Here is a 13,805-nt window from a genome sequence, read left to right as displayed (position 1 = left end):
AACGATGGCGTCCCTAGGGATTGAAATGAGAAAGCTTAAAAATAGAAATGGAGAAAAAATATGAAGAATAAACGTTTACTCGCTGTTTTAGCAGTATTAGTAGTCTTGGTTGGAGGATCTTTGATCTATTCCAGCTTGAATAAAGGTGGTGGGGCGAAGTCTACTACAGATAAGAAAACAGTCAAAGTCGGAGTCTTACAGTATGTCAGTCATCCTTCACTTGATTTAATCTATAAAGGCATTAAAGATGGATTAGCTGAAGAAGGTTACAAGGCCGATGATATTAAAATTGATTTTATGAATGCTGAGGGTGATCAGAGTAAGGTTGCTACTATGAGCAAGCAATTGGTGTCTAATGACAATGATGTGCTGATTGGGATTGCGACTCCGTCTGCTCAAGGACTGGCTTCAGCTACTAAGAACAAGCCCGTCGTCATGGGAGCTATCACAGATCCAGTCGGAGCTAATCTAGTAAAAAATCTTGAAAAACCAGGTGGCAATATCACTGGTGTCTCTGACCGCAATCCAGCTAAGCAACAGTTGGAGCTGATTAAAAAATTGACGCCAAATGTAAAAACTATCGGTGCACTATACTCTAGCAGTGAAGATAACTCTAAATCTCAGGTAGAAGAGTTCAAAAAATTAGCTGAAGAGGCAGGCTATAAGGTAGAAGAATACTCTGTTCCTTCAACCAATGAAATTGCTTCAACCATGAATGTCATGACTGGAAAGGTTGATGCTATCTGGATTCCGATTGATAATACAATTGCATCAGCGTTTGCGACTGTAGTATCTAGCAATAAAGACGCTAAAAAACCTATATACCCAAGTGCGACTGCTATGGTAGAAGAAGGTGGACTAGCATCAGTTGTTGTTGATCAACATGACCTTGGAGTTGCAACAGGAAAAATGGCTGCTAAAATCTTGAAAGGTGCAAAACCAGAAGAAACACCAGTTGAAATTTTTAATAAAGGTAAGTCAGTCATCAATAAGAAGAATGCCAAAGAACTTGGAATTACTGTACCAGAAGATGCCCTCAAAGAAGCTGGACAAGTGATTGAGTAAGGAAGGAGACTTAAAAACTCAAGCCTCAGTTGAATGGCAAGTTTTAATACAAAGTTAGGATAGAATATGATTATTTCGATTATTTCACAAGGTCTTTTCTGGTCCATTTTGGGTCTGGGAATCTTTATGACCTTTAGGATTTTGAATTTTCCAGATATGACAACAGAAGGCAGCTTTCCTCTGGGAGGGGCTGTTGCTGTCACTTTGATTACTAAGGGCGTTAATCCACTAATTGCAACTTTGATTGCTATTTTAGCTGGATGTTTGGCTGGTTTTGCAACGGGCTTGCTTTATACCAAAGGAAAAATTCCGACTCTGCTGTCTGGAATTTTGGTCATGACCTCATGCCATTCCTTAATCCTTATGATCATGGGAAGAGCCAATCTGGGCTTATTGGGGGCTAAAAAAATTCAAGACTTTCTTCCTTTTTCAGAGGAAATGAATCAAATCTTTCTAGGCCTAATTTTTGTAGCTCTTGTAATTCTAGCTTTGCTATTCTTTCTTGATACCAAGCTAGGTCAGGCCTACATTGCTACGGGGGACAATCCTGATATGGCTAGAAGTTTTGGGATTAATACTGGTCGGATGGAGCTGATGGGCTTGGTCTTGTCCAACGGAGTGATCGCCCTAGCTGGGGCTTTGATTGCCCAGCAAGAAGGTTATGCGGATGCTTCAAGAGGGATTGGAGTCATTGTTATCGGTTTGGCCAGCTTAATCATTGGAGAGGTTCTCTTTAAGAGTCTTACTTTGGCTGAAAGACTGATGACGATTGTGGTAGGTGCGATTGCTTATCAATTTCTGATTTGGGCGGTTATCGCTTTAGGCTTTAATACAAGCTACCTACGCCTCTACAGTGCGGTGATTTTGGCAATCTGCCTCATGATTCCCACGCTTAAAAATAAATTCTTTAAAGGAGTCACATTAAGCAAATGACAGTCATTGTAGAACTAAAAAATGCCACAAAAGTTGTAAATAATGGTTTAGATGAAGAAAAAGTCATTTTGAATGATGTGTCTCTCCAAATCCATGAGCATGACTTTATTACTATTCTAGGTGGAAATGGAGCCGGAAAATCAACCCTTTTTAACGTAATTGCTGGGACCTTACCTTTAACCAGTGGTAGTATCCATATCTTGGGTGAAGATGTGACTCATTACTCACCAGAAAAACGAGCAAAATACCTTTCTCGAGTCTTTCAAGATCCAAAGATGGGGACAGCGCCTCGTATGACTGTTGCTGAAAATCTCTTGATTGCAAAGTTTCGAGGAGAGAGAAGAGGTCTTTTTCCTCGCCGATTGAATCATTATAAAGAAGAATTCCAGGCGACTATTGATAAAATCGGCAATGGTCTGGAAAAGCATTTGGATACAGCAATTGAGTTCCTATCAGGTGGTCAAAGACAGGCCCTAAGTCTTTTAATGGCAACGCTCAAACGTCCTGAACTTTTGCTACTAGATGAGCATACAGCAGCTTTGGATCCCAAGACTAGCGTGGCTTTAATGGAGTTAACAGATGATTTTGTTCAAAAGGACCGTCTGACTGCTCTCATGATAACACATCATATGGAAGATGCACTTAAGTACGGCAATCGCTTGATTGTTATGAAGGATGGTCAGATTATTCAGGATCTCAAGCAAGAAGAAAAAGCTCAAATGACTATTTCAGATTATTATAGTTTATTTGAATAGAAACAAAGCTAATAAGGAGCTTTAAATGGCTGTCCTATTGGCTTTTTTTTATTCCTTTGTTTTGCAAAAAAATATTATAAAAAAACAATGTAAACGCTTGCTTTTTCAAAGATAAAGGAGTACACTAATAGTAGATAAAGATAGGTGGGAAATTAAGGATTTTGATATTCTTCTTTCCTTCTTTAAACGTTTCGTTCCTTTGATAAGGGATGCATGGCTTAGCAAATAGAAAGGACTGATTCCAATGGGTTTCAGAAATTCAAATCTGTTTTAAGTTATCTATATTTTAGCTTATGTCCTTGTTTACTGATTTGTTGTTCGTCTTAGTTGGAGGTATTGTTAAAAAATATCTGAACCGAATTATCTCTTGTGACGATTGTAGATTGTTGCTATGGAAAATAAGAGTTTAAAATGAGAAAAAAACTTCAGAGAGCGACAATGAAGAGAGAAGCTTTTCAATGGTTTTCGGACTTCGAATAATACAATCGTCATTGCTTTTGTACGATAAAATATATTTTCTTATTAGATCGATATAAAAGAAAATCATTCTTTAGGGCTATAAAAGATTGAATCAATCATCAAGTAAATTGTTTGTCAGTAGCTTTTAGCTACTCAAGTTGCTTCGTTAGTAATCAGTAAACAAGACGCACTCCTGGCTATTCCGTTTTAAATGGACGCCAGGAGCTTTTTATTTTTGTTGCCAAAATAGGGTAAATTTGCTAGAATATTAAGTAACTGAATAGCAATCCGCAAGACCAGTAACCTAGGGGAAGTTTGACAGGGAAGGGAGCCATCGACTGAAAGCTCTCTAGATGAAGGCTAGGCGAATTCACTTGCTCTAGGATTGATAAGTAAGGTCTGGCTTGCCAGATAAAAAACGGATGGTACCGCGTGTCAACGCTCCGCTTATGGAGATTGGTGCGCTTTTTATTTTGGAGGGAAAATGACGAAAACGATTGAAGAACAACTAAAAAGCCTGCGTGAAGAGACTTTAGCTTCTCTCAAGCAGCTCAAGGCGGAGAATCAAAAGGAACTGCAGGACTTGCGTGTAGCTGTCTTGGGCAAAAAAGGTTCGCTGACTGAAGTCCTGAAAGGGATGAAGGATATTTCAGCTGAAATGCGGCCGATTATCGGGAAGCACGTCAATGAAGCGCGTGATATTCTGACAGCAGCCTTTGAAAAGACTGCACAAGAGATGGAAGAGCAATTAGTCGCTCTGAAACTAGCTGAGGAATCCTTGGATGTGACCCTGCCAGGCCGTCAAATTCCGATAGGGAACCGACATATTCTCAGCCAGACTAGTGAAGAAATTGAAGATATTTTCATCGGGATGGGCTATCAGGTCGTGGACGGCTTTGAAGTGGAGAAGGACTATTACAACTTTGAGCGGATGAATCTGCCTAAGGACCACCCAGCACGGGATATGCAGGACACTTTCTACATTACAGAGGAAATCCTACTCAGAACTCACACCAGTCCGGTACAGGCGCGAGCTATGGATGCCCATGACTTTTCTAAAGGACCGCTCAAGATGATTTCACCAGGGCGTGTCTTCCGTCGGGATACCGATGATGCGACTCACTCCCACCAGTTCCATCAGATTGAAGGCTTGGTAGTTGGGGAAAATATTTCCATGGCCAACCTGCAAGGAACACTGCAGCTGATTGTACAGAAGATGTTTGGCCAAGACCGCAGTATCCGTCTGCGTCCGTCATACTTCCCATTCACAGAGCCGTCTGTTGAAGTGGATGTTTCCTGCTTCAAGTGTGGCGGTGCTGGCTGTAATGTCTGCAAGAAGACCGGCTGGATTGAGATTATGGGAGCTGGTATGGTACATCCGCGCGTGTTGGAAATGAGTGGCATTGATGCGGAGAAATACTCTGGATTTGCCTTTGGTCTTGGTCAAGAGCGGGTAGCCATGCTCCGCTACGGTATCAACGATATTCGTGGCTTCTACCAAGGAGATATTCGTTTTTCTCAGCAGTTTAAGTAGAAATCTGTATTCATAGATGCAGCTTTTCTGAGAAAGGAGTGCAGTATGCTAGTCAGAGTCAAAAAAGAAGAAGTGAGCCTCCTGCGGGAGTTGGAGGTCGCGACCTATCAAGAAACCTTTGGTCCATTTATCAAGGAGGCTGATATGGCTCATTATTTTGACAATGAGCTGTCGCTTGCTACTATCGAAAAGGAACTGTCAGATCCTGAGTCAGAGACCTATTTTGTTGTCAAAGATGATAAAATTGCTGGTTTTCTCAAGTTTAACTGGGGCCAGGCTCAAACGGAGCAAGAACTGCCACAAGCCTTTGAGGTTCAGCGAATCTATGTCTTAAAAGCCTATCATGGTCAAGGCTTGGGCAAGGAGATGTTTGAATTTGCCTTAGAAGAAGCCGAGAAGCGAGGCTTTGACTGGGTTTGGCTGGGTGTCTGGGAAAAGAATTTTAGAGCTCAAGATTTTTACTTTAAATACGGCTTTGAAAAATTCAGCCAGCACGACTATATCACTGGTGAGACAGTAGATACAGACTGGCTACTGCGCAAGAAATTGAAATAAATAAGAAAATTTAAAGAGAGGAAATGATACGACCTAAAAGCTTTAAATTTAGATGATTAGTTTCTGAAATCCAGCTTTCAGACAAATCACTAAAATTTGGTCGGTCAAGTTCCTAAGTGATAGAATAGAGAAAGGAATTGAAGCCGGGCTAAAAACTCGGAAAAAAGATAGATTTGCAATCATTCATCGAATGCTTGAGCAAATCTCCTATTTTTCAGTCGTTTTTGACGCCCTTGGTATCCTTCGTAGTAATGGCACAGCACAAGTGCAGAAAATTTAGAGAGAGGAAATGAATACGACCTAAAAGCTCGAAATTTAGATGATTTGTTTCTGAAATAAGAATTTCATACAAATCCCTAAAATTTGGTCGCTTTTACCAATTGCCAAGGCAATTGGCCGGTCTTAATATCTTAAATATGCTAGTAAGTTATAAGTGGTTAAAAGAGTTAGTAGACATTGATGTGGCGAGCGCTGAGCTGGCTGAGAAAATGTCAACGACAGGAATTGAAGTGGAAGGTGTGACATCACCAGCTGCTGGCCTATCAAAAATTGTTGTTGGTGAGGTGGTAACGTGTGAGGATGTTCCTGATACTCACCTGCATGTCTGTCAAGTCAATGTCGGAGAAGAGGAGAACCGTCAGATTGTCTGTGGTGCTCCAAATGTTCGCGCCGGCATCAAGGTCATGGTGGCTCTGCCGGGTGCTCGCATTGCCGACAATTATAAGATTAAAAAAGGAAAAATACGTGGCTTGGAGTCACTGGGCATGATCTGCTCTCTGGGTGAGCTAGGTATTTCTGATTCTGTTGTGCCAAAGGAATTTTCGGATGGCATTCAAATCCTGCCTGAAGAAGCAGTGCCAGGTGAGGAAGTCTTCTCTTATCTAGACTTGGACGATGAGATTATCGAACTTTCCATCACACCAAATCGGGCTGATGCTCTGTCTATGCGTGGTGTGGCTCATGAAGTGGCTGCGATTTATGACAAGTCAGTACAGTTCAAAGATTTTCCGCTGGTGGAAAATGAAAAGCAGGCAGCTGACAGCCTTTCAGTAGCCCTTGAGACAGAGAAAGCCCCTTACTACGCGGCTCGTATCTTGGAAAATGTCACTATTGCCCCAAGTCCTCAGTGGCTGCAAAATCTCCTCATGAACGAAGGAATCCGTCCGATTAACAATGTAGTGGACGTGACCAACTACATCCTGCTCTACTTTGGTCAGCCTATGCATGCCTTTGATCTGGATACGTTTGAGGGTGACCAGATCGTTGTGCGGGAAGCGCGTGCTGGTGAAAAACTGGTGACGCTGGATGGCGAAGAGCGCGAGCTGGAAGTCAGCGATTTAGTCATTACTGTGGCAGATAAGCCAGTGGCTTTGGCTGGTGTCATGGGCGGAGCAGCGACTGAAATTTCCGGTAAGTCCACTCGTGTTGTTCTGGAGGCAGCAGTCTTTGATGGGAAATCAATCCGCAAGACCAGCGGTCGCCTTAACCTGCGCTCAGAATCATCTTCCCGCTTTGAAAAAGGCATCAATGTGGCAACTGTCAATGAAGCTTTGGACGCAGCAGCAAGTATGATTGCGAACTTGGCAGGAGCGACTGTTCAGGCTGGTATCGTATCAGCTGGTAGTTTAGATACTAGCGATGTAGAAGTGACATCCAGTCTAGCGGATGTCAACCGTGTGCTGGGAACAGACTTGCTTTATACAGATATTGAGGATGTTTTCCGTAGACTTGGCTTTGGCTTATCAGGAAATGCTGAACAGTTCACTGTCAGTGTCCCTCGTCGTCGCTGGGATATTACAATCGAAGCAGACCTCTATGAAGAAATTGCCCGTATTTACGGCTATGACAAATTGCCAGCTAGCCTGCCAAAAGATGACGGGACTGCTGGTGAATTGACTGCAACGCAGCAACTGCGCCGTCAAGTGCGGATTTTAGCAGAGGGAGCTGGACTGACAGAAATCATTACCTATGCTTTGACAACGCCAGAAAAGGCGGTTGAGTTCACTCTCAATCCTAGCAACTTGACTGAGCTTATGTGGCCAATGACAGTGGAGCGCTCTGTTCTTCGTCAGAACATGGTTTCCGGTATTTTGGACTCCCTAGCCTACAATGTGGCTCGTAAAAATAAGAATCTAGCCCTCTATGAGATTGGAAAAATCTTTGAGCAGACTGGCAATCCTAAGGAAGAACTGCCAAATGAAATCAATAGCTTTGCCTTTGCTTTGACAGGTCTGGTTAATGAAAAAGACTTCCAGACCAAGCCAGTAGCAGTTGATTTCTTCTACGCTAAGGGTGTAGTGGAAGCGCTCTTTACTAAGTTGGGCTTGACTGCTGAATACGCTGCTAGCAACCAGATTAAGGGCCTGCATCCTGGTCGGACTGCTTTGATCTCTATCAATGGCCAGCCTGTCGGCTTTGTCGGCCAAGTCCATCCTGCGACAGCCAAGGCTTACGATATTCCTGAAACTTATGTGGCTGAGCTCAATCTGTCTGCTATCGAAGAGCAGCTCCAGCCAGCACAGCCATTTACAGAAATCACTAAATTCCCAGCTGTCAGCCGTGATGTGGCCCTCTTGCTCAAGGCTGAAATCACTCACCAAGAGGTCCTTGATGCAATCCAAGAAGCTGGTGTTAAGCGCTTGACAGATATTAAGCTCTTTGATATCTTCTCTGGTGACAAGCTAGGTGTCGGCCTCAAATCCATGGCCTACAGCCTGACTTTCCAAAATCCAGAAGCCAGCCTGACTGACGAAGAAGTGGCTAAATATATGGAAAAAATCGAAAAATCTCTGACAGAAAAACTCGGCGCAGAGGTGCGTTAGAAGAGTCGAAAAAAGCAGTCTTTACAGGCTGTTTTTTTTAATCGCTAAAAGAAGCTTTATAAAAGGCTTGATTTATGATATTCTAGTCATATTAAAATTTATTAAAGAGGTGTCTGATGCAGTATAAGAGAAGTTATGCAGGTGAAATTGTTGGTATTATCTTGATTACTATTTTTGCAATCTTTGCTGTATGGTCAAACTCGTCTTCTACCTTTAGTGCAAGTAACTCTAAAGATCCTGAAGTGAGTTTTGACGCCAAGATGGATGAATACAAACTAGAAGAAAGACCGATAACTATCCGAGATGCAGAACTAATGTTTGGTTCAGAAGATGGTCCCAAAGATGAGACTCCAGAGAAAAAAGAAGCCAGGCTCCAAAGCATTGTAGATACTTATAATAATCAATTAAAGAAAGAACAGGATAAGATAAAAAGGGAAAAAGAAGAGGAAAAGAAAAGAGATAACGATTTTGCTACAACTGTCTTGATTGGTTCAGCAGTTGGGGTTTCTTTATTGTTGATTTCTATTTTTATAAAGTCTAAACAACCTCCAGCAATGACAATTTCAGAAGGAAAACTGGATATTAAATCTTCGATTTTCCAAGATATGAATGAACTTGATCTGAACAATGTCAAGAAGATTGAATATAAAATCAAAACTTATAGTTCTGATGATATGCAGAAAACAAATCGTATGCTTTACTTTTATGATCAGAATGGTAGTTCTCTAGACTCGATTGACTTAAATAACTTGTCTGGTGCTGATTTTAATGATATTTACAAGGAAATTAGTCGTCAGGCACCTCATATCGAATGGATTTTTCCAGAATAAAAGAAAGACTAGCAAATCATCCTTCTTTTCCAATCATGTTGAGTTTTGTGGTTGGGCTTATATTTTGAAAATCTGAGAATTAGGATATGTGACTAATGATTTGAATGATGATGAAGGAATTCAATATTAAGGATTGGCAGGAAAAGTAAGTATGAAAGATTTAAACCAAATGTCTCTGTGTCAGACTCTTTGGGCTCGGAATAAATATCTAGTCCTCAGTCATTCCAGTAATATCTATCTGGAAATTCGTCAATATTTAAAAAGTGAATCGGTAGAAGTAGCTCATGTTCAAGCCTTGATTGACCAAGCTGTTACCCTACCAGAAAATCGAGGTCAGGTCTGCAATGCCTTTCAGCATATCTGGGGCTATTTTAAGAAGAAAGCCAGCCCAGCTGAAAAAGATAATTTTATGCTACTCTTGCTTCGTTACCAATCCGGTCAGGCTGAGCAGAAAGATTTGGTTGCAACAGTAAAAGAGCTGCTTCTCAAGTACCCCAACCCATATCTGCAAAAATCGACTCTGTTATTTCAGAATGAGGAATGATGCCTTGCTATCAAGGAGACATCGCGCACCTGTTCTGCTAGTGGCTTAGTGATTACATATGAGAAGAACAATAATATATCCCCAGTCAAATTAGACTGGGGATTTTTCTAATGTTTAAAAGAAAAGATCTAGATTTGATTGCATCTGGCATATAGAATTTTTAATAGAAAACAAGATTCTTTCTCTTGACAAATAAAACAGACAAGTGTAGAATATAAGTATAAACTACAAATGTAGAAAAGGAGGAATTGATATGTCTATTCCGAAGAAAACTATTTTAGCAATTGTATCCCTTACAGCAGCTGTTGTCTTGACAGCTTGCTCAGGAAATAACAACCAAGGGACTAATGCTAACTCTCAATCTCAAGATGTCAAAAGTCAAAGTTCCCAATCAGCAACTAGTTCTAATACAGAATCTTCTTCTAGTCAAGCTAACTCTTCTAAGCCTACCCAAACTTCGAATCTAGATGGTAGTTATAAGGCAACTGACCATGATGGGGATCAACATCTTCTTCAAATTAATGGGGCCTCTGGGACATGGACGGAGACAGAAGTAGATGGAAGTAAGGAAATCAAGCAAGTTCAGGTTGATGCAGCTAATCAGCGTTTGATTGTTGGTGACGATGTTAAAACCTATCAACAAAATGGCAATCAGTTAACTGTCAGCGAACTTGATGACGATCCAGATACTCTAAACTTTACGAAACAGTAAGTTAGACAACAACCTGCAGTAGACAAAAATGAATCGCAGGAAAATTCCAAAGTGACATCAAAACAGTAGTTACAACCTATTGGAATTGTCGAAAAATAGGACTGAGATGGACAACTGTTAAACCTGAAGATTTTGCTATTGATTCATTTACTTACGGGTAAGAGCAAGATCATTAAGACTAAGTCCATGATTATCTTTGATTAAGTATAGAAGAAAACAGCCTTGCTGCGGTCTCTTTAAGATGGCAGTAGGCTGTTTTTGCATGGTTTAGTAGGATTTTTCAGGAAAGGAATTTCATTCTTTATGCTCTTTGCACCAAGCTATCCACTTTGACCATTCGGCAGCAAGGTGGAGCTGGTGTTCTTTGATAAGGCTGTCTGGACAAAGGCTGGGGAATTCGACGCAGAATCGGGCTTCTAGGCCTTTTTCTGTGTCGCGAAACTGATGGCGAATACCACCGATATTACAACCATTCGCTAGACTGGCGGTACCGACAGTTTGGAAGGGATAAGATGCATCACGAGGCTCCTCTATAGCAGCTTCAGCACCAAGGTCAAGGAAAAACTGTGTTGGCAGCGGGCTATTTCCTGCTGTTTCAATGACTTCCAGTATGCCGCCATACGGCTGCAAGGCATAATGATCTGGACAGGCACCAAGATTGACGCTTTTATGAGCATTTGCCTTTTCTAGCATCAACCTTTCTAGTCGTTTACTGAAAGAAGCAGCAGTCAATCCACTTGCAAAAATCGTGATGATAGCTCTTTTTCTTGGTTTCTTGGACCATTTGGCTGCCCATTTCATCAAACATTGGCTCCATTTGAGTTTGGTTCCGATTTGCTGGATTAGCTCTTCGTATGTCAGCTTCATTTTTGCTTCCAGTAGGGCTTGGTCTAAAATCTCCGTGTTGTCAGTATTAGGTAGCTGTAGATTAAGCATCTTAGCAACTTTAAGGATTCTTTGCTTTCTCTATTGCTCAATTCTTTCTTGACTGACTTCTTTTTGATTGATCATAATCTTCATCTTTTAATCCTCTTGTTCTTGTCTTCTGCTTATATTTATTATATAGTGGGAGCTGGATGGCATACAAGCATCAATTTTAGAGAGATTGTTGCATTTTGAGGTGAATGGCATGTATGAGAAAAAACGAAGAAAGACAGAAAAACAGATAGAGACTAGCTTGCTGCAACTGATGAAAGAGCAGACTTTTGAGACTATCAGTATTCGCCAATTGATTGATTTGGCGGAGGTGAATCGCAGTACTTTTTATCGGCATTATCTGGACAAGTATGATCTGCTAGAGAAGATTGAAAACCGCTTGCTAGATGAATTGCAGGCCTATTATCAAGAGGCTCTAGATTCTGCCTGCTTGTTCAAGTTAGAAAAGGATTTTAAAGTGAAAGACTACATCCATGAGAAACAAAATCTTTTTCATTTTTTTGAGCCATACTTGGAAGACTTAGCCATTCTTTTGGGACCCAATGGTAGTCCTACTAGTTCGAGGCGGTTGCAGGAAGCTCTGAGGGAGATTTTCTGGCAGAGTATTTCCTTGGGTGATCCACTTTTAGAGGAGGTAGAAGCGGATTTACTGCTGAATCATCAGGCTGCTTCCTTTATGGGAACCTTGACTTACTAGTTGGCTCATCCTCATTATAAGTCTCAGCAAATGAGTGATTTTCATACTAAGGTGACCACTGTCGGTCTAGCAGGCTTTGTTAGAGAGCACATGCGGGGAGACTGATGGGATATTTTCTGTATCTTGTTTCTTTATGATATAATAGTTTGGAATCTTTCAAAGGAGGATGGCTTTGTTTTTAGCTTTTAAAGAGATTGTCTACAGTCGCGGACGTTACCGTATGGTTGTTGCTGTGGTTTTTCTCATCACCTATATGGTTTTCTTTTTATCCAGTCTTTCCGTCGGTTTGGCTCGGCTTAATCGCTTGGCAATAGATCAGTGGGGAGCGCAGTCAGTTGTTTTATCTGAGTATGCCAATAAGAATCTGGTTTCGTCGACTCTCAAGGAAGAAGAGTACAGCCGCCTGCTTCAAGGTGACTCAATAGCGGCTTTGGGACAGATGGCAGTAGTAGCCAATCATGAAGATGGGAAAGAAAAAATTAATGCCCAAGTCTTTGGTCTGTCATGGAATAGTTTTTTAGCTCCAAAACTGAGTGAGGGGAGATCAGCTGATAATGCTTATGAAATTATTGTTGATAAACGCCTACAGCAAAAAGGCGTGAAAATGGGCGACCAGCTTCAGCTCAATGGAAGCGAACGCCTCTATCAGGTTGTTGGCTTCACAGAGGATAATAGCTTCTTTACGCAACCTGTAATTTTTATGGCTTTAGATGATTTTAGAGAATTAAAATATGGTTCGAGCTTAGTCAAAAATATTAGTGCCTTGGTAGTTAAGAATGACCAAAAGATTGAGGAAGCAGGTCTTAGTCAACTCTCCATGGGGGAATTGATAGAAAATATTCCAGGTTATCAGGCTCAGGTACTGACTTTTTCCTTTATGATTGGGGCCATGGTTCTGATTACATTTTTGGTATTGGGAATTTTCATGTACATCATTACCATACAAAAGACGCATCTTTATGGTATTATGCGCGCCCAAGGAATTGCCAGTAGAAAGATTATTGCTTCTATTTTCTGGCAGATTTTCATCCTGTCCACTCTGGGAATAAGTCTGGCTGTTTTGGCACTTTTGGGGACACAATTGGCCTTACCTGCCTCTGTGCCTTTTTACAGTGATTGGCGAGCTTATGGAGGACTGATTGCCTTGATTGTTCTCATGTCACTGGCTGGAGGACTCTTGTCCATTCGTAGGGTTCTAAAAATTGACCCTATCACAGCAATAGGAGGTGAGTAAATGCCAATCTTAGAATTAAAAGGGGTTACCAAAGAATACGGCCAGGGGCATACGCTGGTTCAAGCCCTGAAACCAACTGATTTCCAACTGGAAGCGGGGCAGTTTGTAGCTATTATTGGGCCGTCAGGCTCAGGTAAAACAACCTTTCTGACCTTGCTGGGGCATTTGCAAACTCCCTCAAAAGGACAGATTCTCCTGCACGGGAAAGATACCTCCCAGCTCAAGGAAAAGGAACGAGCAGCTCTGCGTTTCAATGATTTTGGCTTCATTTTGCAGGCTTCCAATCTCATACCTTTTTTGAAAATCGAAGACCAGTTCCAGCTGATTGACCGCTTGTCTAAAAAGGAAAGAACGGATCTAGACAGTCTGATTGAGTTGCTGGATCTTAAAGGAACTCTCAAGCAATATCCGAAAGAATTGTCCGGTGGGGAACGGCAGAGAGCTGCTATCGCTAGAGCGCTTTACAATAGCCCGGATATTATCTTGGCTGATGAGCCGACAGCTAGTTTGGATACGGAAAGGGCCAAGCGCGTGGTTCATTTGCTTAAAGAGGTTACTCAGAAATTCAATAAGAGTGTAGTCATGATTACGCATGATACCCGCCTACTGGATGAGGTTGATAAGATCTATGAAATGCAGGATGGTACACTAACTCAAGTTCGATAAAGCTTTAAAAAGCTTGTGCGATCTATTAAAACCATTTATAGGCAACCTGTTTTTCGTTGACAG

General features: G+C 41.5%; 11 protein-coding genes and 2 pseudogenes. 12 read left to right on the top strand and 1 reads right to left on the bottom strand.

Features of this window, described 5'->3' with window-relative positions:
• Positions 1 to 60: 60 nt before the first annotated feature.
• From trpX to PCY09_RS03100, 9 genes are all read left to right on the top strand, one after another.
• Complete coding sequence (trpX, locus tag PCY09_RS03140; RefSeq protein ID WP_061583764.1) at positions 61 to 1,065, top strand: tryptophan ABC transporter substrate-binding protein; 1,005 nt, start codon at positions 61 to 63, stop codon at positions 1,063 to 1,065.
• A gap of 66 nt (positions 1,066 to 1,131) precedes the next feature.
• Positions 1,132 to 1,998, top strand: a complete 867-nt coding sequence (locus PCY09_RS03135; protein WP_045635019.1) for an ABC transporter permease — start codon at positions 1,132 to 1,134, stop codon at positions 1,996 to 1,998.
• On the top strand, positions 1,995 to 2,753 hold the full coding sequence (locus PCY09_RS03130) for an ABC transporter ATP-binding protein (protein WP_008808922.1): 759 nt from the start codon (positions 1,995 to 1,997) through the stop codon (positions 2,751 to 2,753). Before PCY09_RS03135 ends, PCY09_RS03130 begins: the two co-directional genes overlap by 4 nt.
• A 943-nt stretch (positions 2,754 to 3,696) precedes the next feature.
• Positions 3,697 to 4,746 carry a phenylalanine--tRNA ligase subunit alpha gene (gene pheS / locus PCY09_RS03125; protein WP_061583763.1) on the top strand — a complete coding sequence of 350 codons (1,050 nt, stop codon included), beginning with the start codon at positions 3,697 to 3,699 and terminating at the stop codon, positions 4,744 to 4,746.
• 45 nt (positions 4,747 to 4,791) lie between these two features.
• Entirely contained in the window at positions 4,792 to 5,301 is a 510-nt protein-coding gene (locus tag PCY09_RS03120; RefSeq protein WP_061601842.1) for an N-acetyltransferase, read from the top strand.
• Between the two features lie 416 nt (positions 5,302 to 5,717).
• Complete coding sequence (gene pheT, locus PCY09_RS03115; protein WP_061601841.1) at positions 5,718 to 8,123, top strand: phenylalanine--tRNA ligase subunit beta; 2,406 nt, start codon at positions 5,718 to 5,720, stop codon at positions 8,121 to 8,123.
• A gap of 116 nt (positions 8,124 to 8,239) precedes the next feature.
• Positions 8,240 to 8,953 carry a hypothetical protein gene (locus tag PCY09_RS03110; RefSeq protein ID WP_125392225.1) on the top strand — a complete coding sequence of 238 codons (714 nt, stop codon included), beginning with the start codon at positions 8,240 to 8,242 and terminating at the stop codon, positions 8,951 to 8,953.
• Positions 8,954 to 9,104: 151 nt separating this feature from the next.
• Positions 9,105 to 9,497, top strand: a complete 393-nt coding sequence (locus PCY09_RS03105; RefSeq protein ID WP_046165771.1) for a YbgA family protein — start codon at positions 9,105 to 9,107, stop codon at positions 9,495 to 9,497.
• Between the two features lie 253 nt (positions 9,498 to 9,750).
• Positions 9,751 to 10,209, top strand: a complete 459-nt coding sequence (locus PCY09_RS03100) for an SP_0198 family lipoprotein (protein ID WP_046165770.1) — start codon at positions 9,751 to 9,753, stop codon at positions 10,207 to 10,209.
• A 294-nt stretch (positions 10,210 to 10,503) separates the two neighbouring features.
• Here the strand turns inward: PCY09_RS03100 and PCY09_RS03095 are convergent.
• A pseudogene (locus PCY09_RS03095) lies at positions 10,504 to 11,229 on the bottom strand (hypothetical protein).
• Between the two features lie 109 nt (positions 11,230 to 11,338).
• On the opposite strand from PCY09_RS03095, the pseudogene PCY09_RS03090 reads away from it, so the two are divergent.
• The 3 genes and pseudogenes from PCY09_RS03090 (at position 11,339) to PCY09_RS03080 (ending at position 13,742) form a co-directional block, all read left to right on the top strand.
• Positions 11,339 to 11,947: pseudogene (locus tag PCY09_RS03090) on the top strand (TetR/AcrR family transcriptional regulator).
• 67 nt (positions 11,948 to 12,014) lie between these two features.
• Positions 12,015 to 13,076, top strand: a complete 1,062-nt coding sequence (locus tag PCY09_RS03085) for an ABC transporter permease (protein ID WP_046165958.1) — start codon at positions 12,015 to 12,017, stop codon at positions 13,074 to 13,076.
• On the top strand, positions 13,077 to 13,742 hold the full coding sequence (locus PCY09_RS03080) for an ABC transporter ATP-binding protein (RefSeq protein ID WP_046165769.1): 666 nt from the start codon (positions 13,077 to 13,079) through the stop codon (positions 13,740 to 13,742). It begins immediately after the preceding gene.
• The last annotated feature ends 63 nt before the right edge of the window (positions 13,743 to 13,805 follow it).

The organism is Streptococcus sp. SG2, from assembly GCF_030439925.1.
Lineage (GTDB): Bacteria > Bacillota > Bacilli > Lactobacillales > Streptococcaceae > Streptococcus > Streptococcus gordonii.
Note: the sequence above shows the minus strand (reverse complement) of the source record. Positions and strands in the feature narration are given on the sequence as shown.

Excerpts from the sequence above, each read along its gene's own strand:
- trpX (WP_061583764.1), top strand. The coding sequence starts at position 61 with ATGAAGAATAAACGTTTACTCGCTGTTTTAGCAGTATTAGTAGTCTTG.
- PCY09_RS03135 (WP_045635019.1), top strand. The coding sequence starts at position 1,132 with ATGATTATTTCGATTATTTCACAAGGTCTTTTCTGGTCCATTTTGGGT.
- PCY09_RS03130 (WP_008808922.1), top strand. The coding sequence starts at position 1,995 with ATGACAGTCATTGTAGAACTAAAAAATGCCACAAAAGTTGTAAATAAT.
- pheS (WP_061583763.1), top strand. The coding sequence starts at position 3,697 with ATGACGAAAACGATTGAAGAACAACTAAAAAGCCTGCGTGAAGAGACT.
- PCY09_RS03120 (WP_061601842.1), top strand. The coding sequence starts at position 4,792 with ATGCTAGTCAGAGTCAAAAAAGAAGAAGTGAGCCTCCTGCGGGAGTTG.
- pheT (WP_061601841.1), top strand. The coding sequence starts at position 5,718 with ATGCTAGTAAGTTATAAGTGGTTAAAAGAGTTAGTAGACATTGATGTG.
- PCY09_RS03110 (WP_125392225.1), top strand. The coding sequence starts at position 8,240 with ATGCAGTATAAGAGAAGTTATGCAGGTGAAATTGTTGGTATTATCTTG.
- PCY09_RS03105 (WP_046165771.1), top strand. The coding sequence starts at position 9,105 with ATGAAAGATTTAAACCAAATGTCTCTGTGTCAGACTCTTTGGGCTCGG.
- PCY09_RS03100 (WP_046165770.1), top strand. The coding sequence starts at position 9,751 with ATGTCTATTCCGAAGAAAACTATTTTAGCAATTGTATCCCTTACAGCA.
- PCY09_RS03080 (WP_046165769.1), top strand. The coding sequence starts at position 13,077 with ATGCCAATCTTAGAATTAAAAGGGGTTACCAAAGAATACGGCCAGGGG.